This is a genomic window from Pseudomonas sp. T8 (genome assembly GCF_024610635.1).
Taxonomy (GTDB): Bacteria; Pseudomonadota; Gammaproteobacteria; order Pseudomonadales; family Pseudomonadaceae; genus Aquipseudomonas; species Aquipseudomonas chlororaphis_I.
Window position 1 is genome coordinate 2605347 of sequence record NZ_CP102374.1, and the last position, 24605, is coordinate 2629951.

General features: G+C 63.7%; 15 protein-coding genes. 7 read left to right on the forward strand and 8 right to left on the reverse strand.

The window, feature by feature from the left end; translation table 11 throughout:
- The first annotated feature begins 6 nt into the window (after positions 1 to 6).
- The 5 genes from NRG23_RS11615 (at position 7) to mtr (ending at position 6253) form a co-directional block, all read left to right on the forward strand.
- Positions 7 to 1308 carry a Rieske 2Fe-2S domain-containing protein gene (locus NRG23_RS11615; RefSeq protein WP_028681881.1) on the forward strand — a complete coding sequence of 434 codons (1302 nt, stop codon included), beginning with the start codon at positions 7 to 9 and terminating at the stop codon, positions 1306 to 1308.
- Positions 1301 to 1771 (forward strand): aromatic-ring-hydroxylating dioxygenase subunit beta, encoded by a 471-nt coding sequence (locus NRG23_RS11620; RefSeq protein ID WP_009047599.1) that lies wholly within the window; start codon positions 1301 to 1303, stop codon positions 1769 to 1771. The genes NRG23_RS11615 and NRG23_RS11620 overlap by 8 nt, the downstream gene beginning before the upstream one ends.
- 18 nt (positions 1772 to 1789) lie before the next feature.
- On the forward strand, positions 1790 to 3499 hold the full coding sequence (locus tag NRG23_RS11625; protein WP_257374643.1) for an NAD(P)/FAD-dependent oxidoreductase: 1710 nt from the start codon (positions 1790 to 1792) through the stop codon (positions 3497 to 3499).
- A gap of 36 nt (positions 3500 to 3535) precedes the next feature.
- Positions 3536 to 4879, forward strand: coding sequence for an amidase family protein (locus tag NRG23_RS11630; RefSeq protein WP_257374644.1), 1344 nt, complete (start codon positions 3536 to 3538; stop codon positions 4877 to 4879).
- Between the two features lie 96 nt (positions 4880 to 4975).
- The gene (mtr, locus tag NRG23_RS11635; RefSeq protein ID WP_029526995.1) at positions 4976 to 6253 is read left to right on the forward strand and encodes a tryptophan permease; all 1278 of its coding nucleotides are present in this window, start codon (positions 4976 to 4978) and stop codon (positions 6251 to 6253) included.
- Between the two features lie 96 nt (positions 6254 to 6349).
- On the opposite strand, the gene NRG23_RS11640 is transcribed toward mtr, so the two are convergent.
- The 6 genes from NRG23_RS11640 to aceK form a co-directional block, all read right to left on the reverse strand.
- Positions 6350 to 7693, reverse strand: coding sequence for an OprO/OprP family phosphate-selective porin (locus tag NRG23_RS11640; RefSeq protein ID WP_028681876.1), 1344 nt, complete (start codon positions 7691 to 7693; stop codon positions 6350 to 6352).
- Between the two features lie 725 nt (positions 7694 to 8418).
- The gene (locus NRG23_RS11645) at positions 8419 to 8652 is read right to left on the reverse strand and encodes an anti-sigma factor (RefSeq protein WP_009047594.1); all 234 of its coding nucleotides are present in this window, start codon (positions 8650 to 8652) and stop codon (positions 8419 to 8421) included.
- Complete coding sequence (locus tag NRG23_RS11650) at positions 8646 to 9260, reverse strand: RNA polymerase sigma factor (protein WP_016702619.1); 615 nt, start codon at positions 9258 to 9260, stop codon at positions 8646 to 8648. The genes NRG23_RS11645 and NRG23_RS11650 overlap by 7 nt, the downstream gene beginning before the upstream one ends.
- A 100-nt stretch (positions 9261 to 9360) precedes the next feature.
- Positions 9361 to 10482: a beta-ketoacyl-ACP synthase III gene (locus NRG23_RS11655; RefSeq protein ID WP_009047592.1), complete on the reverse strand. Its 1122-nt coding sequence runs from the start codon at positions 10480 to 10482 to the stop codon at positions 9361 to 9363.
- A 336-nt stretch (positions 10483 to 10818) separates the two neighbouring features.
- Positions 10819 to 14712 carry an ATP-dependent RNA helicase HrpA gene (gene hrpA, locus NRG23_RS11660; protein WP_110177401.1) on the reverse strand — a complete coding sequence of 1298 codons (3894 nt, stop codon included), beginning with the start codon at positions 14710 to 14712 and terminating at the stop codon, positions 10819 to 10821.
- A 97-nt stretch (positions 14713 to 14809) separates the two neighbouring features.
- On the reverse strand, positions 14810 to 16531 hold the full coding sequence (gene aceK / locus NRG23_RS11665; protein ID WP_009047590.1) for a bifunctional isocitrate dehydrogenase kinase/phosphatase: 1722 nt from the start codon (positions 16529 to 16531) through the stop codon (positions 14810 to 14812).
- Between the two features lie 198 nt (positions 16532 to 16729).
- Between aceK and NRG23_RS11670 the strand changes: the two genes are divergently transcribed.
- The gene (locus tag NRG23_RS11670) at positions 16730 to 17644 is read left to right on the forward strand and encodes a DMT family transporter (RefSeq protein ID WP_016702617.1); all 915 of its coding nucleotides are present in this window, start codon (positions 16730 to 16732) and stop codon (positions 17642 to 17644) included.
- A 710-nt stretch (positions 17645 to 18354) separates the two neighbouring features.
- Positions 18355 to 22692 (forward strand): autotransporter domain-containing protein, encoded by a 4338-nt coding sequence (locus NRG23_RS11675; RefSeq protein ID WP_257374645.1) that lies wholly within the window; start codon positions 18355 to 18357, stop codon positions 22690 to 22692.
- A 178-nt stretch (positions 22693 to 22870) separates the two neighbouring features.
- On the opposite strand, the gene NRG23_RS11680 is transcribed toward NRG23_RS11675, so the two are convergent.
- Both NRG23_RS11680 and NRG23_RS11685 read right to left on the reverse strand, forming a co-directional pair.
- Positions 22871 to 23257, reverse strand: a complete 387-nt coding sequence (locus tag NRG23_RS11680) for a hypothetical protein (protein ID WP_009047587.1) — start codon at positions 23255 to 23257, stop codon at positions 22871 to 22873.
- Positions 23258 to 23490: 233 nt separating this feature from the next.
- On the reverse strand, positions 23491 to 24354 hold the full coding sequence (locus NRG23_RS11685; protein ID WP_103331386.1) for a DMT family transporter: 864 nt from the start codon (positions 24352 to 24354) through the stop codon (positions 23491 to 23493).
- Positions 24355 to 24605 lie beyond the last annotated feature (251 nt).

The window sequence follows — 24605 nt, forward strand, 5'->3', positions numbered from 1 at the left end:
ACCTCGTTGGACAACTACTTCAACGGCAAGGAAGTGCATCGCACGCTGTTCCTTGATCCGTCGCTCTTCGAGCGAGAACAACAACAGGTGTTCGCCGCCAGCTGGTGCTACCTGGGCCATGAAAGCCTGGTGCCGGAAACCGGCGACTTCTTCACCGGCGACATCGCCGGCCAACCGCTGGCCATGGTCCGGCAGAAAAACGGCGAGATCGTCGTGCTGCACAACCGCTGCCCGCACAAGGGCGTGAAAGTGCTGGCCGAGCCGCAAGGCAATGTCGGGCGCTTTATCCGCTGCCCCTATCACGCCTGGACCTTCAAGACCGACGGCCAGTTGCTGAGCATCCCGGTGAAAAAGGAATACGACGACTGCGACCTCAGCAGCTGCGCCGCCCACAAGGGCATGCAGCCGGTGGCCGCGGTGGAGAACTACCGGGGCTTTGTGTTCGTGCGCCTGAAGGAACAGGGCGTCGGCTTTAGCGAGTTCTTCGGCGACTCGCTGTCGACCCTGGACAACATGGTCATGCGCTCGCCCCAGGGGCAGTTGCGCGCCATCGGCCAGCCCCTGCTGCACCGCCATCGCTGCAACTGGAAGATGGTGGTCGACAACCAGACCGACACCTGTCATCCGATGGTCGCCCACGAATCCTCGGCCGGCGAAGCCATTCGCCTGTGGAAGGAAACCGGGCATGACGGCCAGCCGCCGATGGCCGTTGAACTGTTCTCGCCGTTCATGGCGTCCTACGAGTTCTTCAGCGCCATGGGCATCCGCACCTGGCCCAACGGCCATGGCCATACCGGCGTCAGCAACTCGATCCACAAGGCCTATTCCAGCATCCCCGGTTACTGGGAGCTGATGGTCGAGAGCTACGGCGAAACCCAGGCCGCGGCGATCCTCGACGATACCCGGCACAACACCGTGTATTTCCCCAACCTGATGGTCAAGGGGCCAATCCAGACCCTGCGGGTGATCCGCCCGGTCTCGGCCAGCGAGACCGTGGTCGAGTCATGGATCTTCGAGCTGGTGGGCGCGCCGGTGCAGCTGCTGGAAAGAACCGTGCAGTACAACAACCTGATCAACTCGCCGTGCTCGATGGTCGCCCACGACGACGTGGAAATGTACGAACGGGCCATGGACGGGCTGCGCAGCCAGGCCAACGACTGGGTGAACGTCGCCCGCCTGTTCGAACCGGGCGAATCCCATGAGCAGACCCAGGTGGTGTCCGGCACCAGCGAACGGGCCATGCGCAACTTCTACAACACCTGGCAGCAGCTGATGCAGGCCCCAGACGGATCGACCGCCCATGGATAACTCGCCCCTCGAACAGCTGATCTACCAAGAGATCGCGCTTCTCGACCAACAGGATTTCGACGCCTGGCAACAGCTGCTGTGCGACGACTTCCACTACTGGATTCCGCTGCGCCACGATCAACCCTGCCCGTTGCGCGAATCCTCCCTGCTGTATGAGGACCGTTTCCTCACCACCCTGCGCATCAACCGCCTGGCCAGCGCCCGCAATTTCTCGCAGCAGCCCAAGAGCCGCAGCCTGCACATTGCCCAGCGGCCGGCGATCAGCCTCGACCCGGACGGCCTCAGCGCCCGTTGCCTGACCCCCATGCTGTATTGCGAGGCCCGTGGCGACAGCGAATGGCATTACCCGGTGACCGTGGAGCACCAACTGCTGTGCCTCGCCGGCCAGTGGAAAATCCAGCGCAAGAAAGTCCTCCTGCTCAATCCGTCCCGCGCGTTTGAAAGCCTGCAGCTCATCATCTGATTTCCGAGACCCTTACCTGTGAACTCCTCCCACTCCGGTTTCGAAGAAACCCAAGGCACCCGCTCGTTCCCCAACATCGACCTGTTGTACGACTATGGGCAGTTCCTGCACCGTGCCACCCAGGCCATCGGTCACCTGCCGCCGGCGATCGCCGACAAGCACATCGGCATCGTCGGCGCCGGCCTCAGCGGCCTGATCGCGGCCTATGAACTGCTGCGCGCCGGCGCCACCCGCATCACCCTGTTCGAAGCCTCGAAAGACCACCTCGGCGGGCGTTTCCTGACCCAGTGCTTCGACGAAACCCAACCGCAGTTCATCGCCGAGATGGGCGCCATGCGTTTCCCGCCGAGCGAAGTCGGCCTGTTCCATTATCTGGACCGCTTCGGCATCGGCACCACCGAGGCCTTCCCCGACCCTGGCGTGGTCGACACTGAAATCCACTACCGCGGCGAAACCCACCACTGGCCGGCCGGGGAAAATCCACCGCCGATCTTCAACACCGTGCACCGCGGCTGGAACGCCTTTCTCAAGGAGGGCGTGCGCCTGGACGACGGCACCTTCCTGGCGCCGCCGCTGCTGCTCACCGATCTGCTGGAAAAGCAGCAATACGCCGAAGTGCAGCCGGAGTGGCAACGCTACCTGGACTGCTTTGGCGATCACTCTTTCTACTCGGCCATGGTGCAGATCTTCACCTCGAAAAACCCACCGGGCGGCAAGCGCTGGCGCAAGCCGGAAGACTTCCACCTGTTCGGTTCCCTGGGCATCGGCTCGGGTGGTTTCCAGTCGGTGTACCGGGCCTCGTTCACCGAGATCCTGCGCCTGGTGATCAACGCCTTCGAAGTCAACCAGCGGCTGGTGCCCAACGGCATTTCCACGCTCTGGGAGCGGATCGCCGACGAGGAATTCCATGGCATCGCCCTGCGCGACCGGATCTGCCGCACCCGCATCGAATCCATCAGCAAGGGCGCCGACGGGCAGATCCTGCTGCAGGGCTGCAACGGTGAAACCTATGGCTGCGACCGGGTGATCACCACCGCCACCACCCGCGCCCTGCAAGTCAACATGCGCCTGACCCAGGCCGAGCAGTTCGTCAATCGCGATGTGGCCCGGGCGATCAACGAAACCCACATGGTCGGCTCGTCCAAGCTGTTCATCCTGACCCGCGACAAGTTCTGGCTCAAACATGGCCTGGCGCAGAACATCCAGACCGACACCCTGGTCAAGGGCGTCTACTGCCTGGACTACGCCCCGCAGGATCCCGACTCCTGGGGTGTGGTGCTGATCAGTTACACCTGGGAAGACGACTCGCACAAAATGGTTTCGATGACCGACAAGGTCCAGCGCTGCAAGCGCCTGGTGGACGAACTGGCGATGAGCTCGCCGGAGTTCGCCCGCCACCTGGTGCCGCTGGACGGCGACTACCAGCGTTACGTGCTGGAGTACGACTGGCTCACCGACAAGCAGGCCCTGGGCGCCTTCAAGCTGAATTTCCCGGGCGACGACCTGTACTCCCAGCGCCTGTTCTATCAGTTCAAGACCGCCCTCGACCCGCAGCAGGACACCGGCCTGTACCTGGCCGGCTGCGGCAGTTCGTTTACCGGCGGCTGGGCCGAAGGCGCGGTGCAGACCGCCCTGAACAGCGCCTGCGCGGTGATCGCCAGCCTCGGTGGCGAACTGCTGGAAGGCAATCCGCTGTTCGATCTGCAATCGCACTTCCGCTATTGCTGAGCCCAGGCCCCCACCGACTTTCGTTGAGACTTTTTCATGTACAGCCAGCTTTCGATCGAAGCGCTCGTTGACGGGTTTCGCCAGGGCAAGCTCTGCCTGGACTCCTGGCACCGCGCGCTGCTCGAGCAATACGCCGACGCCGGGCACCTGAACAGCTTCATCAGCTTCGCCCCGCAGGCGTTCAGCGGCGACACCGGCACGCCGGAGCAGCGCCAGGCGCCGCTCTACGGCATCCCGGTTTCGTTCAAGGACAACATCAATGCCAGCGGCCTGCCGACCACCGCCGGCACGCCCGGCCTGGCCGACTACCACCCAGCCGCGGACGCCGGCATCGTCCAGCGCTTCAAGGCGCTGGGCGCGCGGGTCGCCGGCAAGAACAACATGCACGAGCTGTCGTTCGGCGTGACCTCGGCCAACCTGAGCTACGGCGCGGTGGTCAATCCGCGCCACCTGCAACACAGCGCCGGCGGCAGCAGCGGCGGTTGTGCCGCGGCGGTGGCCGCCGGCCTGGTGCCCTGCGCGGTGGGCACCGACACCGGCGGCTCGGTGCGAATTCCCGCGGCCTTCTGCGGCGTGGTGGGTTTCCGCCCGAGCACCGGGGTCTACCCTGGCGACGGCATTGTCCCGGTGTCCCAGACCAAGGACTCGCCGGGCCTGCTGACCCGCAGCCTGGAAGACGCGCTGTTCGTGCACCGGCAGCTGACCGGTGCTTCCTGCACCGCGCCGATCGAGCCCAAGCGCCTGCGCATCGGCATTCCCCAGCAGTTCTTCTGGTCCGAGCTGGAGACCAAGGTCCACAGCGATTGCCGCGCGGCGATCGATTGCCTGGCCGATCAGGGCGTGGAGATGGTGCCGGTAGACGACCGCCTGATCGGCGAGATCAACGAAAGCATCCAGTTCCCGCTGCCGATCTTCGAGTTCTTCATCGACTTCCCGCGCTTCCTGCTGAAGGCCGGCTGCGGCGAGCGGTTCCTCGAGATCCTGGCGCAGATCCGCGACCCACAGATCAAGAAGACCCTTATGGCGCAGTTGGAGAGCCCGGCCATTTCCTATGAGGACTACGTGCAGGCCTTGATGAGCAAGATCCGCCTGGATCGCGAATACGCCGGGCTGTTCCAGCAGCACCGGCTCGACCTGATCGCCTACCCGACCGTCAGCTGCACCGCGCCGCTGCTGAGCGACAGCGGCGCTCAGGAGCATTTCGAGCGTTTCGTACGCAACACCGATCCGGCCAGCAACCTGGCGGCGCCGAGTGTCAGCGTACCGGTGGCCGCCGCCGGCAGCCTGCCGGTCGGGCTGTCGTTCGACGCCTTGCCCGGGCAGGACGACCGGCTGCTGCACATGGCGCAGCAACTGAGCCGCCTGCTGGCTCTGCGCTGAGTCGCCGCCCGGGTGTGCGGGAGCCGGCCTGCCGGTTTCCCGCTGCCCGAGGCGCCCCTCGCTACCTCCAATAACAATTTCATTGCAGGCCTTGCCATGCGCGGTACGTCCATTGCTTCATCCCCTTCAACCTCCCATCGCACGGTCGCCGAACGCCGGCCCTCGGTCATCGGCGGCGCCATGATCATCGGCGGCACCATTGTCGGAGCCGGCATGTTCTCGCTGCCGGTGATGATGTCGGGGCTGTGGTTCCAAGGCTCCCTCGCGGTGCTGGTGCTGTCGTGGTTCTGCACCCTGCACTCGGGGCTGATGATCCTCGAAGCCAACCTCAACTACCGGCCGGGGGCGAGTTTCTCGACCATCACCCGCGACCTGATCGGCCGGCGCTGGAGCCTGTTCAACGGCGCCACCCTGGTGTTCGTCCTGTACATCCTGACCTATGCCTATATCTCGGCCAGCGGCTCGGTGATCCGCCACACCGCCCACACCCTGGGCCTGGAGATTTCCTCGCGCAACGGCGGCCTGCTGTTCGCCCTGGCGGTGGCCCTGGTGGTCTGGCTCAGCACCGCGGCGGTCAGCCGCATCACCACCCTGGTGTTCGGCGCCAAGATCCTTGCCTTCTTCCTGACCTTCGGCGGCCTGCTCGGCCATGTGCAGCCACAGGTTTTGCTCGATCGCGGCAACCCGCAACCGGACTACCTGCCCTATCTGTTCATGACCCTGCCGTTCTGCCTGACCTCCTTCGGCTTTCACGGCAACGTGCCGAGCCTGATGAAGCACTACGGCAAGGACCCGCAGCGCATCCGCAACTGCCTGCTGATCGGCACCCTGATCGCCCTGGTCCTGTACACGGTGTGGATGCTCTGCACCATGGGCACCCTGCCCCGCGATCAGTTCAAGGACATCGCCCGCCAGGGCGGCACCATCGATGTATTGATCAGCGCCCTGGGCGGCATGCTCAACAGCGCCCGGGTCGACCTGCTGCTGACCCTGTTCTCCAACTTTGCCGTGGCCTGTTCGTTCCTCGGCGTCACCCTCGGCTTGTTCGACTACATCGCCGATTCCCTGGGCTTCGACGACAGCCCCCGGGGCCGCCTGAAAAGCGCGCTGGTCACCTTCGCCCCGCCGATCGGCTGCGCGCTGATCTGGCCGGAAGGCTTCATTCTCGCCATCGGCTTCGCCGGCCTGGCGGCGACCGTCTGGGCAGTGATCACCCCGGCCCTGCTCGCCCATGCCTCGCGCAAACGCTTCGCCAGCCCGCTGTACCGGGTCTGGGGTGGCACGCCGATGATCGTCCTGGTGCTGCTGTTCGGCCTGGCCAATGCCCTGGCCCACCTGCTGTTCAGCTTCGACCTGCTGCCGGTCTGGCGTTAGCCGGGAGCCGGGCAAAAAAAACCCCGCCGGAGCGGGGCTGAAACGAAAGGAGCTTTAACGGATGAGAAAGAGCTCTTTACAGCAAGTGCATCGACATCAGAACACGTACTGCGCGCGAACGATGAAGCCGTCGCCGTCGTCGTCGCCGGTACGCTTGGCCGGTGTACCACCGCTGGCGGCCGTGGCGTTGGTGACCTTGTCGGTCTTGGCCTTGACGTAGGTGGCAGAGATTTTCACTGCTTCGTTGGCGTACCAGTTCACACCCAGGTTGTGCACCTTGACTTCGGCATCGCCGACGTCGCGGGTCAGGCTGGCGGTGGTGATGTTGTCGTCTTCGACGGTCATGCTGTCGTAACGATAGAACAGTTCCCAGGCGCCGAAGGCTTTGTTGGCCGGCTTGATGGCGTCGAACTTGCCAACCTTGTAGCCGCGGGATTCGCCGGTCAGGGTGTAGGCGCCCTGCACGTAGAAACCGTGGCCCTTGATGTCTTCGTAGGCGTTGGAATCAGCCTTGGTCTTGCGGGTGATGTATTCACCCTGGATCGAGGCCGGGCCCATGGCGAACGCGGCTTCCAGACCCAGCGCGGTGTCGCGGTCGAAGGAACCGGCCGGCGAAGTCGAGCTGCCGCCCAGCACCGGACGGTTGCCGTTGGTACCGGCATCGTTACCACCCAGAGTCTCGACGCCACGCATGCCCATGCGGGTGCGATAACGGGAATCGAAAGCGGTGTCGGAGACATCGCGCGAAGCCACGTTCACACCGAAGTGCAGGACGTTGCCGGCATCGTGCATCGGGGCGAAGACGAAGCGACCGTTGACCTGCTTGACGCTGTCGCCGTCGGTGTCGTCGGTGTCCTTGCTGAACACGCCGGCCGAGGCATAGAAGGAGTCGGCGAAGGTGCTGGAAGCTTGCAGGCCCATGCCGTTCTGGTGGGTGTTGGCCCAGTCGACCATGTCGTAGGCGATGTTACGTTCCGGCGCGGTGACCCACTTGGAGCTGGTGGCTTTTTCCAGGCCGAAGTCCGGGTCGAAGCGACCAACCTTGATCGACACCGGCTTGAAGCCGTTGTAAGCCAGCGAGGCTTCGTCGAAGTAGCCGTTATCGGAGTCGCCGGTGTTGTGGGAGAAGTCGTAGTTGATGGTGTAGGCCCAGTCGGTGTACAGCACGCCGGACAGTTCGAGGAACGCGCGACGGAAGTAAGCGGCGTCGGCGGTGTCACCGTTCTTGGTGTAGACACCGTCGAAGCGGCTGTAGTCGGCTTGCAGGCGACCACCGAGCTTGAAGCTGAACTCTTTGTCTGTGGTGGCGACCTCAAGGCCGCCCTTGGTCTTGACTACGATATCGGCGCCATCGGTGGTGACGGTGCCAGCGAAAGCCTGGGCGGTAACTGCCAGGGCCAGGGCGCTGGCGGCAAAACCGGCGAAGTGCTTACGGATCATCGAAGATTTCCCCTAATTGGTGGTCTGTAGCGCTGGAAAAAACACGCGAGTCAGGCCCGCTTGTGTTGGGAGGGAATCTTGGCGGCGGGTTATTTCAGGGGAGTTGCTGATAGATAAAGATTTGATGACAGCGGAACTTTTTTACTTCCAAACGAAATAAGGCAAAAAGCCTGTACTAGAGCCTTGGGCGGGGGATTTTGGAAAAAGCGGGATCCAATGTAGCCGCTACCACAGGCTGCGATCGACCCGGGCCGTGTTCGGAGAACGGCCGCGGCGACTTCAAGATCGCTGAAGGCCTTCGGCCTTATCGCAGCCTGCGGCAGCGGCTACAGGAGTTGGTATGTCTTGCAGGCGTTGGTGTAGCCGCTGGCGAAGCCTGCGATCGACCCGGGCCGCGTTCGGAGAACGGCCGCGGCGACTTCAAGATCGCTGAAGGCCTTCGGCCTTATCGCAGCCTGCGGCAGCGGCTACAGGAGTTGGTATGTCTTGCAGGCGTTGGTGTAGCCGCTGGCGAAGCCTGCGGTCGACCCGGGTCGCGTTCGGAGAACGGCCGCGGCGACTTCAAGATCGCTGAAGGCCTTCGGCCTTATCGCAGCCTGCGGCAGCGGCTACAGGAATTGGTATGCCTTGCAGGCGTTGGTGTAGCCGCTGGCGAAGCCTGCGATCGAGCGCGAAGCGGTCGCGCTCTTGAGGCTTCAGCGGCTACGGGAGGATGGTCGGGTGAATCAGGCGTTGCGCTTGCGCTCGGCGGCCAGGCGTTCGGCCAGCGCATCAACATCGGCGACAGGCGCTTCGGGCATCTTGCGCAGGGTGGCCTGCATCAGGCGCATCTGCCGCAGGAAGCGCCGGCAATTGGGGCAGAACAACAGGTGATGGCGCTGGATCAGGCGCTGGCGAAAGCTCAGCTGACCATCGAGATAGTCGCTGGAGCGTGCCACTTGTTCCTTGCAGGTCAGCATTGGCCGGTCTCCTCGAAGTGCTCCACCGTGGCAAAAATCTTCAGCCGCGCCCGGTGCAGCAGCACCCGGACATTGGAGAGGGAAATGTCCAGAAGATTACAAATCTCCTCCAACTCCAGGCCCTGGCGCTCGCGCAGGGTCAACACGCTGCCTTGCAGTTCCGACAGGCTCAGCAAGGTGTGTTCCAGGCACTCGCGCAGCTCGGCCTCGGTGAGCAGGGCTTCCGGGGTGTCGGCGTGCCAGGCGAACGGCGCCACCAGCCAGTGACCGTCAGCGGAAGAAAAACGCTCGTCGCCGATGGTGCCATGGGGGGACGGCAAGTCATCCAGCAGGACTTCCCGGCGGTTCTGTTTGTAGCGACTTTTCGCCGAGTTGGCGGTAATGGTCAACAGCCAGGTCTTGAGGCTGGAGCGCCCCTGGAAACCGGCCAGGTTGCGCACCACCGACAGCCAGGCATCCTGCACCACTTCGTCGGCGTGGCGCTGGCCGACAATGGCGTAGGCCACGGCGCGCATCGCGCTCTGGTAGGTGCCGACCAGTTCCTTGTAGGCCTTTTGCTCGCCGGCCAACAGGCGTTCAAGCAGTTGCGTGTCGTCAGCTGCGGACATTCATGCCTCGTAATCGGAATCAGGGATCGCAGCCGCCCAGCGCCGCCGGCCTATGCAGGAGCCGACGGCCAGCGCTCAGCGGCTGCGATCCATAAGACTGTCAACGCTTGCGCAGAAGCACACTGCCAATCGAATAACCGGCGCCGAACGAGCTGAGCACCGCCAGCGAGCCGCTGGGCAGGTCGTCCTGGTTCTTGTGGAAAGCGATCACCGAACCGGCCGAACTGGTGTTGGCGTAGGTGTCGAGAATCACCGGCGCTTCCTCTTCGGTGGCTTCGCGGCCCAGCAGTTTCTTGACGATCAGGTGGTTCATGCTGAGGTTGGCCTGGTGCAGCCAGAAACGCTTCACGTCGCTGACGTTCAGCTGGTTTTCCTGCAGGTGCTCGGCGATCAGTTCCGCCACCATCGGGCAGACATCGCGGAACACCTTGCGGCCTTCCTGCACGAAGAGTTTGTCCGGCGCGCCGATGCCCTCTTCCGCGGCGCGGTTGAGGAAGCCGAAGTTGTTGCGGATGTTGTTGGAGAACTTGGTCAGCAGCTTGGTGCTGATGATGTCGAACTGGTACGGCGAGGTGGCCAGGTCAGCCCGTTCGATGATCACCGCGGTGGCCGCGTCGCCGAAGATGAAGTGGCTGTCGCGGTCACGGAAGTTCAGGTGGCCGGTGCAGACTTCCGGGTTGACCATCAGGATCGCCCGGGCCTGGCCCAGTTGCACGCTGTTGCAGGCGGCCTGGATGCCGAAGGTGGCCGAGGAGCAGGCCACGTTCATGTCGAAACCGAAACCGGCGATGCCCAGGGCTTCCTGGACTTCGATGGCGATGGCCGGGTAGGCGCGCTGCAGGTTGGAGCAGGCGACAATCACCCCGTCGATGTCCGCGGCGGTCCTGCCAGCGCGTTGCAGGGCCTGTTCGGCGGCGCCGATGGCCATCTGGCAGAGCACCGACCATTCGTCGTTGGAACGCTCGGGCAGACGCGGGGTCATGCGCTGCGGATCGAGGATGCCGTCCTTGTCCATGACAAAGCGGCTTTTGATGCCGGAGGCCTTCTCGATGAAGGCCGCGCTGGATTCGGTCAGGGCCTGAACGTCGCCGCGCTCGATCGCTTGCGCGTTGTCGGCGTTGAACTGATGCACGTAGGTGTTGAAAGACTCCACCAGCTCTTCGTTGGAGATGCTGTTGGCCGGGGTGTACAGGCCAGTGCCGCTGATGACGACGTTATGCACGGTCGTTCCTCTATTCTGTTCAGGCAGAAGGTATTGGCACCGTCGTACCAAACCGTAAATGGTCTATCCCGACTGGCGGAATAGGACCTGACATCGCTTTATTCCGCTTTGCCCGGGCGGCGAACGCTCAAAACCGCGGGGCCGGCATTTATAACGGCGAAGTTTGCCATAAACGCCGGCGTTTGGCCCTATCGGCAAGCGTAATCGCCGCCATCACAGATCGCTGTAGCCGCTGCCGCAGGCTGCGATCGACCTCGAAGAGGGCGTGCTCCCTGAGATCGCGGGAAGGTCGTTCGGACCTTATCGCAGCCTGCGGCAGCGGCTACAGGCGTCGTATCAGGCTTCCACCTGGCTCCACTGCTTGTTCAGGCGCTTGTCGGAAATCGGCGCCTTGGTGCCCAGTTGCTGGGCGAACAGCGACACCCGGTATTCCTCCAGCCACCAGCGGTACAGCTCCAGCTGCGGGTCGCGCTTGCCTTCCTGGGCATGTTTGCCGGCGCGGGCCTGGTACTGGTTCCACAGGCCGGCCAGTTCGGTACTCCAGACCCGGTCCTTCTGCACCTGGCTGCCGAGTTTCTCGAAACGCAGCTCGACGGCCTTGAGGTAACGCGGCAGCTCCTTGAGCCATTGCGCCGGGGTCTCGCGGACAAAACCCGGATACACCAGGTGGCTTAGCTGCGACTTGATGTCGTTCAGCGCCACCGCCTGGGCCAGGTCGATCCTGCCCTTGAAGCGCTTTTGCAGGCTGTGCCAGAGCTTGAGGATATCCAGGGTCAGGCGCGCCAGGCGCTCGGCGTGCTCGGTCCAGCTGCCGCGCTTGCGTTCGGCCAGCGACGCCAGGCCGGCGCCATCCCGGGGCAGGCTGTCCTCGCCGTCCAGCACGCAGCTGTCGAGGCTGGCCAGCAGGATGTCCTCCACCAGGGCGTCGACGCGCCCCAACTCGCGATACAGCAGGCCCAGCTCGGTCAGCCCCGGCAGCTTGTTGCGCAGGAACTTGGCCGGCTCGGCCAGCTGTTGCAGCAACAGGCGCTGCAAGGCGCGGCGATGCTGGAACTCGGCTTCGGCCGGAGTGGAGAAACGCCCCTCCTTAACCGTGCCCCCCTCTTCTACCAGCGCCGGATACACCGTCATCGACAGCCCGGCGATCTTCTGCTGGGTCTTTTCCGCCACCGCGGCGAACACCTTGGCCTCTACCGGCTGCTGGCTTTTCGCGGTTTGCGGCACCGCCAGGGCAGCCTGGCTGGCTTCGGCGAAACGCGCGGTCAGCTCGGCCAGGTCGCGGCCTTCGCCGAGGAACTTGCCCTGGGCGTCGACGATTTCCAGGTTCATCCGCAGGTGGCTTTCCACCTGTTGCGCCGACTCGGCCCAGGCCTCGTCGCTGACCCGTGCCCCGGTCATGCGCAGCAGCTCGCGACCCAGCGCCTGGGGCAGCGAGCCCTGGGCGAAATCGATACGCGCCAGGGCCGCCTTGACGAAGTCCGGCACCGGCACGAAGTTCTTGCGCAACGCCTTGGGCAGGTTGCGCACCAGGGCGATGCACTTGGCTTCCACCAGCCCCGGCACCAGCCATTCCAGACGCTCGGCGGGCAAGGCCGGCAGCAACGGCGCCGGCACCCGCAGGGTCACGCCGTCCCGTGGATGGTTGGGCTCGAAGTGGTAACTCAGGGCCAGTTCCAAATCGCCGATCTGCAAGGTGTCCGGGTACTGCATGGCGGTGACTTCGCTGGCCTCGCGGGCCAACACGTCTTCCTCACGCATGATCAGCAGCTGCGGGTCTTTCTGGCTGTGCACCCGGTACCAGCTGTCGAAGGTCGCGGTCTGGTGGATCTCCGCCGGCAGGCGCGCGTCGTAGAAGGCGAACAGGGTTTCCTCGTCGGCGAGGATGTCGCGGCGCCGGGCCTTGGCTTCCAGTTCGTCGAGCTGTTCCAGCAAGCGCGTGTTGGCGCTCAGGCACTTGGCTTTCGACTGGATCTCGCCACGCACCAGGCCTTCGCGGATAAACAGTTCGCGCGACACCACCGGGTCCACCGGGCCGTAATGCACAGGGCGGCGACCGACCACGATCAGGCCGAACAGGGTGATCTGCTCGTAGGCCACCACCTGCCCGCGCTTCTTCTCCCAATGCGGTTCGAAGTGGTTCTTCTTGATCAGGTGCCCGGCCAGCGGCTCGATCCAGTCCGGTTCGATCTTCGCCACCATGCGCGCGTAGAGCTTGGTGGTTTCCACCAGCTCGGCGGTCATCAGCCACTGCGGACGCTTCTTGCCAAGACCCGACGACGGATGCACCCAGAAGCGCCGCTGACGGGCACCGAGGTAGTCGCCCTCCTCGGTCTTCTGGCCGATCTGGCTCAGCAGGCCGACCAGTACCGCCTTGTGCAGCTTGGGATAGTCGGCCGGCTCTTTGTTCAGGCTCAGCTGCAGGTCGCGGCAGATCAGGCTCAGCTGGCGATGAGAGTCGCGCCACTCGCGCAGGCGCAAGTAGTTGAGGAAATTCTTGCGGCACCAGTTACGCAGCGGGCTGGCGGTCAGCGCCTGGCGCTGCTCTTCGAAGCCGCGCCACAGATTGACCAGCCCGGCGAAATCCGAGTCGGCGTCCTTCCATTGCGCGTGGGCCTGGTCGGCCGCCTGCTGGCGCTCCGGCGGCCGCTCGCGCGGGTCCTGGATCGACATGGCGCTGGCGACGATCAGCACTTCCTGCAGGCTGCCCAGCTTCGCCGCTTCCAGCAGCATGCGGCCCATGCGCGGGTCCACCGGCAGCCGCGCCAGCTGGCGACCCAGCGGCGTCAGCTGACTGTTGCGGTCCACCGCCGAGAGTTCTTGCAGCAGGTTGAAACCGTCGCTGATGGCCTTGCCATCCGGCGGCTCGATAAAGGGGAACGCGGTGATTTCACCGAGGCGCAGATGGAGCATCTGCAGGATCACCGCCGCCAGGTTAGTGCGCAGGATCTCCGGGTCGGTGAATTCCGGACGGCCGTTGAAATCTTCTTCGCTGTACAGGCGCACGCAGATGCCCGGCTCGACCCGGCCGCAGCGGCCTTTACGCTGGTTGGCGCTGGCCTGGGAAATCGCCTCGATGGGCAGGCGCTGGACCTTGGCCCGGTAGCTGTAGCGGCTGATGCGCGCGGTGCCGCTGTCGATCACGTAGCGGATGCCCGGCACGGTCAACGAGGTCTCGGCGACGTTGGTCGCCAGTACCACCCTGCGGCCCGGGTGCGACTGGAAAATCCGCTGCTGCTCGGCCGGCGACAGGCGCGCATACAACGGCAGGATTTCGGTGTGCTTGAGCTGGGCCTTGCGCAGCATCTCGGCGGCGTCGCGAATCTCCCGCTCGCCCGGCAGGAACACCAGCACGTCACCCGGGCTGCGGCGTTCACTGCGCTCATGGGCGGCGATTTCGTCGAGGGTGGCGAGGATCGCCTGGTCCACCGTCAGGTCGTCCTCGACCCGGTTGCCCTCTTCGTCCTGCTCCAGGGTCAGCGGGCGGTACCAGGTTTCCACCGGGAAGGTACGGCCGGAGACCTCGACGATCGGTGCATCGTCGAAATGCTTGGAGAAGCGCTCCAGGTCGATGGTCGCCGAAGTGATGATGACCTTGAGATCCGGACGCCGCGGCAGCAGGGTCTTCAGGTAGCCCAGCAGGAAGTCGATGTTCAGGCTGCGCTCGTGGGCTTCGTCGACGATGATCGTGTCGTAGCGTTCCAGGTAGCGGTCGTTCTGGGTTTCCGCCAGCAGGATGCCGTCGGTCATCAGCTTGATCAGGGTGTTCGAGTCGCTCTGGTCCTCGAAGCGCACCTGGTAACCCACCAGGGCACCTAGCGGCGTCGCCAGCTCTTCGGCGACCCGGCTGGCCACGCTGCGCGCGGCGATCCGCCGAGGCTGGGTATGACCGATCAGGCCGTGCTGGCCGCGACCGATTTCCAGGCAGATCTTCGGCAGCTGGGTGGTTTTACCCGAGCCGGTTTCGCCGGCGATGATCAGCACCTGGTGCTTTTGCAGCGCCGCCTTGATCTCGTCGCGCTTGGCGGCGATCGGCAGGCTGTCGTCGTAGCGAATCGACGGCACGCTGGCGCGCCGCGCCGCCACCTGGGCGCAGGACGCCTGCATGCGTTCGACCCACTGCCCAAGCTTGGCCTCGTCGGGTTTCTTGCGCAGCTCAAGCAGCTGCCGGCGCAATCGGTGGCGGTCGGCGAGCATGGCTTGGTCGAGGTTTTTCAGCAGTTGGTCGGTCATAAAGGCAGCTACAAGCTTCAAGCGAAAAGCCGCAAGATTAACGCAGCTTTACGCTTTTAGCTTGCCGCTTGTAACTTGCCTCTTGCCGCTGCTCCCTCTATTCGTTGTCCCGGTCCTTGCGCCGGTACGGGAACACATCGATCACCTTGCCGGCGCGAATGGCGTCCTGCAGGCCTTTCCAGTAATCGGCGTTGTACAGCTCGCCGTGCAGCTGGTCGAACAGCTTGCGCTGCCCGGCGTCGGCGAACAGGAACGGCGGGAATTCCTCGGGGAACACGTCCAGCGGGCCGATGGAATACCAGGGCTCGGACGCCATCTCGTCCTCCGGGGTGCGCGGCGCCGGGATGTGGCGGAAGTTGGCTTCGGTGAGAAAGCAGATCTCGTCGTAGTCGTAGAACACCACCCGGCCATGGCGGGTGACGCCGAAGTTCTTCAGCAGCATGTCGCCGGGGAAGATATTCGCTGCGGCCAGTTGCTTGATCGCCAGGCCGTAGTCGTCCAGTGCCTCGCGCACCTGGGCCGGGTTGGCGTGGTCCAGGTAGAGGTTGAGCGGGGTCATGCGCCGCTCGGTCCAGCAGTGGCGGATCAGCACCGTATCGCCCTCCACCGACACCGTCGACGGCGCCACTTCCAGCAACTCCGCCAGGCACGCCGGATCGAACTTGCCCAGGGGAAAGCGGAAGTCGGCGAACTCCTGGGTATCGGCCATGCGCCCGACCCGGTCGACGCTTTTCACCAGGCGGTACTTCTCGATCACCGTGGCGCGGTCGACGTTTTTCGACGGCGAGAAGCGGTCCTTGATGATCTTGAACACGGTGTTGAAGCCCGGCAAGGTGAACACGCTCATGACCATGCCGCGCACGCCCGGGGCCATGATGAACTGGTCGTCGGTGTTGGCCAGGTGGTTGATCAGCGCCCGGTAGAACTCGGACTTGCCGTGCTTGTAGAACCCGATGGAGGTGTACAGCTCGGCGATGTGCTTGCCCGGCAGGATGCGCTTGAGGAAACCGATGAACTCCGCCGGCACCGGCACGTCGACCATGAAATAGGAACGGGTGAAGGAAAAGATGATCGACACCTCGGCTTCGTCGGTGATCAGCGCGTCGATCTGGATGCCCCGCCCTTCACGATGCAGCAACGGAATCACCAGCGGCCACTGCTCGTCGTGGGTGTAGATGCGCCCCACCAGGTAAGCGCCCTTGTTGCGGTACAGCACCGAGGAAAACAGCTCCACCGCCAGTTCCGGGTCCTTGCACACCCAGTCCGGCAGGTTCTCCCGCAGCTGCGACTCCAGGCGCCGCAGGTCGCCGGACAGGTCGGCATAGGCCTCGCTGAAGCGGTAGTCGACGAAGATCTGTTCGAGCATCGTCGACAGATGTCCTTGCGGCCGGTAGGTGCGGGTCTGCGCGGCCCGGGCGCGGCGCAGGCTCGGCCGCGTGGTGTGGATGAACATGCAGCCGTCGCTGATCAGGTCGTGGCTGAACAGGCCGCAGAAGGCCGAGTTGTACCAGGTCTCGGACAGCTCATCGTCGAAGCGCAGGTCGATCAGGCTGATATAGGCGCTTTTCACCAGCGGCCACTGATTGACGTCGAGCAGGGTCTCCAGGTCGAACGTCGTGCGCAGGCGCTGCACGGTCTCGCCGACCTTTTCCTCGTACAGGTTGATCCGCGCCGCCGAGGCGGTCTGTGCCTCCTGCCACTGCGCCTGTTCGAAGCGGGCCCGGGCACCGTCGGTGATCTGGCGAAAGTGCTCGCGGTAATCGTCGAAGCCATCGAGGATCGTTCGAGCGATATCGGCGGCGGGCCATTTCTGCGGCATGGTGAGACCTCTGCGGGAATTCGGAAAGGCCTGAGCTTAGCCAGTGAACCGGGTGCAGGAGAAGTGCAATTTTTCCGTAGCGAGAAGGATCCCGCCCATTCGACCGCAAGATAGCGATTGCTCGCGTCCCGTCTCTCGGCAACACTCTCGCCCTGCCGAAAAAAGGGCCGTTGCAGGGGCCGCCAAAGGAGTTGCGCCGTGAGACTTGTCGATACCCTGCGTTTGTTGTCCCTGGCCGCGATCTGGGGCGCGAGTTTTCTGTTCATGCGCATCATCGCTCCAGTGATCGGCAGCATTCCCACGGCCTTCTTTCGCGTCTCCATCGCCGCCACCGGCCTGCTGGTGATCCTCGCGCTGATGCGCATCAGTTGGGACTTCCAGGGCAAGTTCAAGACCGTGCTGCTGCTTGGCGTGATCAACTCCGGTATCCCCGCCACCATGTATTCGGTGGCGGCCCTGGTGTTGCCGGCCGGTTATTCGGCGATCTTCAATGCCACCACGCCCTTGATGGGCGTGCTGATCGGCGGGCTGTTCTTCCACGAGAAACTGACCCCGACAAAAATCGCCGGGGTCAGCCTGGGCCTGTTCGGCGTGGGCATCCTGACCCGCGCCGGCCCCATGACATTCGACCTGGAACTGCTGCTGGGCGCGCTGGCCTGCCTGCTCGCCACCACCTGCTACGGCTTCGCCGGCTTCCTCGCGCGGCGCTGGCTGGACCAGGCCGGCGGCCTCGACAGTCGCCTCTCGGCCCTGGGCAGCATGCTCGGCGCCAGCCTGTTCCTGCTGCCGATCTTCGCCTACAGCACCATCAGCCAGCCGCCCGCCAGCTGGGGCGGCTGGAGCGTCTGGCTGTCGTTGCTGGGCCTGGGGCTGGCCTGCACCGCCTTTGCCTACATCCTGTATTTCCGCCTGCTGAGCTCGATCGGCCCGGTCAAGTCGATGACCGTGACCTTCATGATCCCGCCGTTCGGGGTGCTGTGGGGCGCGTTGCTGCTAGACGAGCCGCTGTCCATGGCCCACTTGTATGGCGGCGTGCTGATCGCTGCGGCCTTGTGGCTGGTACTCAAACCGGGAGCCCGGGTCGCCTCGCCCCAGGAACTGGCGGATCGCTGATCGCGTCGATTCCCCGGCATTGCGAGCGGTCCTGAAACATGGGCGCGCTCGCCACTTGCACAACAGTCTCGATCAGGCTTGAGCAGAATCGAACTGCATATCGGACACCGTAACTTCCGCCCTTCGGCAAAAAAACTTAAAACAATAAAAAACCATCGTCTTCTAAAAAACAAATACTGCCCTCTCAATAAAAACATCCCCTCAAGCAAAAAATCATTACCCCGCCGTCTTTATGTTTTACCCCCTTCTTTTGCCCCTCGTCCAAACCCCATAAAACTTGAACAAAATTCGCAAAAAAAGCCCGCACCAGACAGTTCCACTGATAACAACAACGAACTAACCACAACCAACAAAGATTATTCTCGACCACCATAAAGATATTTCTGAAAAGTTTAAAAAAAGTTCCCAACCTCTCTCCCCACGTATATTCCCGCCTCCTTCTTTATTAAGTTACCGGCCCGCTCACAACTTTCCGGACAACTTGATCAGTTATTCAACGCTTATGAACAGATCACTCAGGCCGCACTGTTACAGCACCGGTCCTATTGCACTTCATAGCCAGAAAACTCCTCTGCCGGCCGGGAAGCGCCTCGCGCCTCTGTGCAGCCATCGAACGCTTTCACCCCTCGGCGCACGCCGCTGATCCCTAGCGCACCCGACGCCGTTTCCACTCCTCCGACCACACAGGCACAGCCTTGGAAAAGAAGACCATGACACCCCACAGTTTCAGACCCTCCAGCACCGCGCTCGCCGTCGCCCTGGCGTTGAGCACCTTCGCCCCGGCCGTACTCGCCACGACGAACTGGACCGGAGACGCCCATCACTTTGCCTATGACGAGGACGGCAACGCCTATCGCGTCAACGACAGCAACGCCTGGGAAAACAGCGGTAACTGGAGCAACGGCGCTCCCGCCAGCAATGAGGCGGTCAATATCGATCGACCGCTCCCCGGGCTGAGCAACCAGGTCGCGCAACTGGACAGCGCCCGAACGGTCGGCAGCCTGAACGTTGGCACCGCCAACAACGGCCTGGGCCAATTGAATGTCGGCGGCAGCGGCAAGCTGAATGTCGCTGACGGCTTCACCCTGGGCACCGTACAGGGCGCCACGGGCAAGGCCACCTTCAACAACGGCGCGACCTTGAACACCGGCGGCGACCTGATCGTCGGCAAAGGCGGCTCCGCCGACCTGAACCTCAAAAGCGGCTCCCGAGCCCACTCCCAGGGCGACACCCTGATCGGCTCCGAGCGTGGCGCAACCGGCACCCTCATCGCCGACGGCGGGTCAACCCTGACCAGCGATAAGCGCCTGGTGGTCGGCGGCGCCGGCAACGGCACCCTGCTGGTCAAGAACGGCAGCCAGGTCAACAGCCAGGACAGCATCATCGCTGCCGACCTGGGTTCCACTGGCACCGCCAGCGTCGATGGCGCGGGCAGCCTCTGGAAAACCCTCGGCGACATGACCGTGGGCCAGTCGGGCAACGGCTCGCTGTCGCTCACCAACGGCGCCAAGGTACAGACCGCTGGCAACACCGTGATCGCTGCGCAAAAAGGCTCAAGCGGTAAGGTCAGCGTCGACAACGGCACGCTGTCCACCGACAAGACCCTGATCGTCGGCGGCGCCGGCAATGGCGTCCTGGACGTCAAGAACGGCGGTCAGGTCAACAGCCAGGACAGCATCATCGCTGCCGACCTGGGCTCCACTGGCAGCGCCAGCCTCGATGGCGCGGGCAGCCTCTGGAAAAGCCTGGGCGACATGATCGTGGGCCAGTCGGGTAACGGCTCGCTGTCGCTGACCAACGGCGCCAAGGTGCAGACCGCTGGCAACACCGTGATCGCTGCGCAAAAAGGCTCAAGCGGTAAGGTCAGCGTCGACAACGGCACGCTGTCCACCGACAAGACCCTGATCGTCGGCGGCGCCGGCAATGGCGTCCTGGACGTCAAGAACGGCGGTCAGGTCAACAGCCAGGACAGCATCATCGCTGCCGACCTGGGCTCCACTGGCAGCGCCAGCCTCGATGGCGCGGGCAGCCTCTGGAAAAGCCTGGGCGACATGATCGTGGGCCAGTCGGGTAACGGCTCGCTGTCGCTGACCAACGGCGCCAAGGTGCAGACCGCTGGCAACACCGTCATCGCTGCCAAAAAAGGCTCAAGCGGTACGGTCAGCGTCGACAACGGTACGCTCTCCACCGACAAGACCCTGATCGTCGGCGGCGCCGGCAATGGCGTCCTGGACGTCAAGAACGGTGGTCAGGTCAACAGCCAGGACAGCATCATCGCTGCCGATCTGGGTTCGAATGGCAGCGCCAGCCTCGATGGCGCGGGTAGCCTCTGGAAAAGCCTGGGTGACATGATCGTGGGCCAGTCGGGCAATGGCTCGCTGTCGCTCACCAACGGCGCCAAGGTGCAGAACGGTGGCAACACCGTCCTCGGTGCACAAAAAGGCTCGAATGGTTCGGTCAGCGTCGACAACAGCTCGCTCTCCACCGACAAGACCCTGATCGTCGGCGGCGCCGGCAACGGTGCCCTGGACATCAAGAATGGCGGCCAGGTAACCAGCCAGGACGGCATCATCGGTGCCAACCAGGGCGCCAATGGCAGCGCCAGCGTCGATGGCACGGGCAGCCTGTGGGAAACCCTCGGCGACATGATCGTGGGCCAGAGCGGCAACGCCAGCCTGGTACTCGCCAACCAGGGCGTGGCCAAAGTCGGCGGTGGCACCCTGCGGATCGCCAACGACAGCAGCTCCAACGCTGCGCTTTATGTGGGCGCGACCAGCGACAAGGCCGCCGACGCCAAGGGCGCAGGCCATCTGGAAGCCAAACGCGTGGTCTTCGGTCAAGGCCAGGGCCTGGTCCAGTTCAACCACAGCGACCGCAACTACCAGTTCGATGCCGGCTTCGAAGGTAAGGGCCGCGTCAATCACATCGCCGGGCAGACCGTGTTCAACGGTGACTCCAGCGGCTTCACCGGCCAGTTGAATGTCAAGGGCGGCGAACTGCTGCTGAACAACCGCATGGCCGGGCAAGTGCAGGTCGACAAGAACGCCAGCCTGCACATCGGCGCCTTCAACGGCAGCCAAGGCGAAGTGCTCAGCGATATCGGCAACGATGGCCAGGTCGTGTTCGACCGCAACAACCAGTACCAGTACGACCACGTCATCTACGGCAGCGGCTCGGTCGAGCAGCGCGGCACGGGCAGCACCGTGCTCACCGGCGAAAACACCTACAAGGGCGGCACGCTGATCAGCAACGGCACCCTGCAACTGGGGGCCGGCGCGAACGGCGGCAACAGCGGCTCGATCCTCGGCGACGTGCAGATCGACGCACCCGGCAGCCTGGTGTTCAACCGTGCCAACGCCTACACCTTCGGTGGCGCCCTTTCCGGCACCGGTACGCTCTATAAGCGCGGTGCCGGGCGCACCGAACTGAGCGGCGACAGCTCCGCCTTCCACGGCCGCAGCTACGTCGATTCGGGCATCCTGGCCGTCAATGGCAAGCTCGGCGGCTCGACCGACGTGTATGACGGCGCCACCCTGGCGGGCAACGGCCAGGTCGGCAACGTCACCCTGCACAAAGGCGCGACCATCGCCCCCGGCAACTCCATCGGCACTCTGAGCCTGACCGGCGATCTCGACCAGCACAGCGGTTCGACCTTCCATGCCGAACTGCTGAGCACCGGGGCCAACGACCGGCTGCTGGTGAACGGCGCGGCGCGGCTTGAGGACGGCAGCATCATCAACGCGGACAAACTCGACAGCAAACGCTACGAGCTGGACCGTCGTTATCTGGTGCTCGCGACCCAGCAGGGCCTGAGCGGTCGTTACAAGCTGACGGGCGATACCTGGGTCTCGACCTTCTATGACCTGGTGGACAACTACGACAGCCACAATGCCTACCTGGATGTGCAGCAGACTCGCCTGTTCCAGGAAGCCGCCTTCACCCCTAACCAGCGGGCCACGGCCACTGCGGCACAAAGCCTGAAAGGCTCTGCCGTGCCAGCGCTGACGCCACCGGTGCACAACAAACTGTTCGAGGCCATCGCCTATCTGCCCGATGACCACCAGGCACGCGATGCCTTCGATCAACTGTCCGGCGAGTTCCACAACTCCACCCGTTCGGCACTGATCCAGGACAGCCGCCTGGTGCGCGACGCGGCGAACAGCCGTCTGCGTTCGGCGACTGTCGCCCAGCCGGCTGACACCGCGAGCGACGCACACTCCGGCCTGACCCCGTGGATCACCACGCTGGGCAACTGGGGCGAGGTCAAGGGTGACAGCAATACCGCCACCCTGCGCAGCGACACCAAGGGCTTCCTGACGGGTGTCGATACCGCGGTTGGTGACAGCGGCCATGTCGGCGTGCTGACCGGCTACAGCCGTACCGACCTGAAGAGCTCGTCACGCGACTCCTCGAGCGACAACGACAACATCCATCTGGGCGTCTATGGCGGAACACAGGTCAGCGGGTTCGACCTGCGCGGCGGCATGGCGTACACCTGGAGCCGGATCGACGCCAAGCGTTCGGTGAACTTCGCCGGCTACAGCGACCATCTGAAGTCCAAGCACGACGCCAATACCCTGCAAGCCTTCGGTGAGCTGGGCCGGCGCTTCGACCTCAGCCCTTCGGTACAGCTGGAACCCTTCGCCAACCTGGCCTATGTGCAGGTCAAGAGCGAAGGCTTCAAGGAAGATGGCGGCCCTGCGGCCCTGCGCGCCAAGCACGCGTCGGACGAGCAGACGTTCTCCACCCTGGGTCTGCGCGCCAGCGCCGACAAGCAGCTGGATAACGGCAAGTTGCTGACCGTGTTCGGCAGCGCCGGCTGGAAACACGCCCTGGCCGGCATGACGCCATCCAACACCTACCGTTTCGACGGCAGCGATGCGTTCCGCACCGAAGGCGCGGCTTACTCGCGCAACAGCGCAGTGGTCGAAGCCGGAGTGGAAACCCGGGTGACTCCCGAGCTGAGCCTGGGCGCCGCCTACAGCGGGCAACTGGGCAGCGGTGCCAGCGAACACGGCCTGAGCCTGAACGCCAGCTACCGCTTCTGACCCCGCCCTGATCACGCAGCGGCGGCCCCGCCGCTGCGTATTGTGGATTGACCGGCAAGGTGCACTTGCCGGTCTTTTTTTGCCTTTCGTCAAGGCATGCCTCCAGCAACAACGGGGGCATCCGTGACGGCCATTCAATACCCGGCGCTCTAGCGCCGGGCATTGGGCTATACCTGCGTCATGGCGACGTCAGGGTAATCAGGTAGGTCCCCGAGTTCACCGGTTTGCCTGCCCCATCGACCAGCGCATAGTGCTGATCGTAGTAGCGCCCGTCCTTGCCGCTGTCCGTCACCAGTTTGACGTTGACCGGCGACTGGCCGACGGCCGTCACCGTGCTCGACGGACCGACCCCGTGCACCCGGATGTCGTTACCCCGCGACAGTTGTGGGCACTGGCGCAGGCTCAATACGGCCCCGCCATTGGCAGTCGAGCTTGGCGTGCAAGGTTCCTCGACGATGCTGCCGTGAAAATAGATCGTTCCCTGGATGCTTTGAGGGGCTGCGGAACAGATTCCACTCAAACCTAGAAACATGCCGACACCTGCCAAAACCAGCTTGCTACTCATTCTGACTATCTCCATTGGGCCTGAAGAGTATGTCGTCAGTGTAGAAGGAATCTTTAATTTTTAAGGTTTGTCTTATTCCCAAAGCCTTAATAAATAGGGTAAAAGCGAACGCAATTTAATATCAATAAGCCACCATTGCTATCGGCCAGTCCTGGCCAATCTGAAGGGTGCGCCCCAGACAAAAAAAGGCGCAGCTTCGATCAAGTCGAAAGCTGCGCCCGGCACTTTCTGAATCAGCTGTTTTTGCGGAACACGAACACCAGCCCGACGATGATCAACAGCATGCCGAACACGCTCAGCAGCGCCAGTCGATTACCGAAGAACAGGTAGTCCATCACGGCCGTCACCGCCGGCACCAGGTAGAACAGGCTGGTGACATTCACCAGGTTGCCGCGAGCGATCAGCCGGTACAGCAGCAGGGTCGCCAGCACCGAGACCACCAGTCCCATCCACAGCGCCGGGACAATAAAGCCGACGCTGCGCTCGAAGTGAAACGACTGGAACGGCACGAACAGCGCGCACAGCAACAGCCCGGCCAGGTATTGCACCGGCAGGGTGCCCAGCGGGTTGTCACTGATGCGTTTCTGCATGATCGAGCCCAGGGTCATGCTCACCAGGGCCAGCAGGCCGAAGAGCATCCCGGCCAGCGACATGCCTGCCAGGCCAATGCCCTGGTAGACCACCATGATCAACCCGGCCAGGCCCAGCGCCAGGCCGAACATCCTGCTCCAGGAACGCTGACGCTCCATGATCACCACGGTGAGGATGGGCTGCACCCCCATGATGGTGGCCATCACGCCGGGGGTGACTTTCAGGTCCAGGGCCAGCAGGTAGAAGATCTGGTACGCCCCCAGCAACACCAGCCCGGTGGCCACCGCGTACAGCATCGGCTTGCGCCCGCGGGGCAAACGCAGCTTGAGCAAGGGAATCAACAGCACCAGGCCGCACAGGGCGATGGCGAAACGAAACAACAGGAAGGCAAAGGGCGAGGCATGGGCCAGCCCCCATTTGGAGAAAATCGCCCCACTGCTCCAGAGCAGGACGAACAGGCTCGTGGAAGCCGCCGCGAGCGCGGACTTTTTTGCTATGAACAACATGAATACCACCTGTAATCAGGCAAATGGCCAACTCAGCCGAGGCTGAAATTCAGTAGTTTTTTTCTGGCGGGCGCGGGCAACAGCAGAGGTTGCTGATCAGCCCCGTACGACAACGCCCGGCGGTGATACGACGGCGCACACCGGCGTGCTACTGACAGGTGGGGGGTAATGACTGATCTGCACAGGCTGCGGGTTCCCGCACGGCACGACGCCAGCGTTGACCGCTGAATCGACTACCGCGTTGATGAGGG

What these genes read in the sequence shown, in the direction of transcription:
- hrpA (WP_110177401.1), bottom strand. Translation starts at nt 14,712, where the DNA reads ATGACCGACCAACTGCTGAAAAACCTCGACCAAGCCATGCTCGCCGAC.
- NRG23_RS11675 (WP_257374645.1), top strand. Translation starts at nt 18,355, where the DNA reads ATGACACCCCACAGTTTCAGACCCTCCAGCACCGCGCTCGCCGTCGCC.
- NRG23_RS11645 (WP_009047594.1), bottom strand. Translation starts at nt 8,652, where the DNA reads ATGCTGACCTGCAAGGAACAAGTGGCACGCTCCAGCGACTATCTCGAT.
- mtr (WP_029526995.1), top strand. Translation starts at nt 4,976, where the DNA reads ATGCGCGGTACGTCCATTGCTTCATCCCCTTCAACCTCCCATCGCACG.
- NRG23_RS11650 (WP_016702619.1), bottom strand. Translation starts at nt 9,260, where the DNA reads ATGTCCGCAGCTGACGACACGCAACTGCTTGAACGCCTGTTGGCCGGC.
- NRG23_RS11630 (WP_257374644.1), top strand. Translation starts at nt 3,536, where the DNA reads ATGTACAGCCAGCTTTCGATCGAAGCGCTCGTTGACGGGTTTCGCCAG.
- NRG23_RS11620 (WP_009047599.1), top strand. Translation starts at nt 1,301, where the DNA reads ATGGATAACTCGCCCCTCGAACAGCTGATCTACCAAGAGATCGCGCTT.
- NRG23_RS11640 (WP_028681876.1), bottom strand. Translation starts at nt 7,693, where the DNA reads ATGATCCGTAAGCACTTCGCCGGTTTTGCCGCCAGCGCCCTGGCCCTG.
- NRG23_RS11680 (WP_009047587.1), bottom strand. Translation starts at nt 23,257, where the DNA reads ATGAGTAGCAAGCTGGTTTTGGCAGGTGTCGGCATGTTTCTAGGTTTG.
- NRG23_RS11685 (WP_103331386.1), bottom strand. Translation starts at nt 24,354, where the DNA reads ATGTTGTTCATAGCAAAAAAGTCCGCGCTCGCGGCGGCTTCCACGAGC.
- aceK (WP_009047590.1), bottom strand. Translation starts at nt 16,531, where the DNA reads ATGCCGCAGAAATGGCCCGCCGCCGATATCGCTCGAACGATCCTCGAT.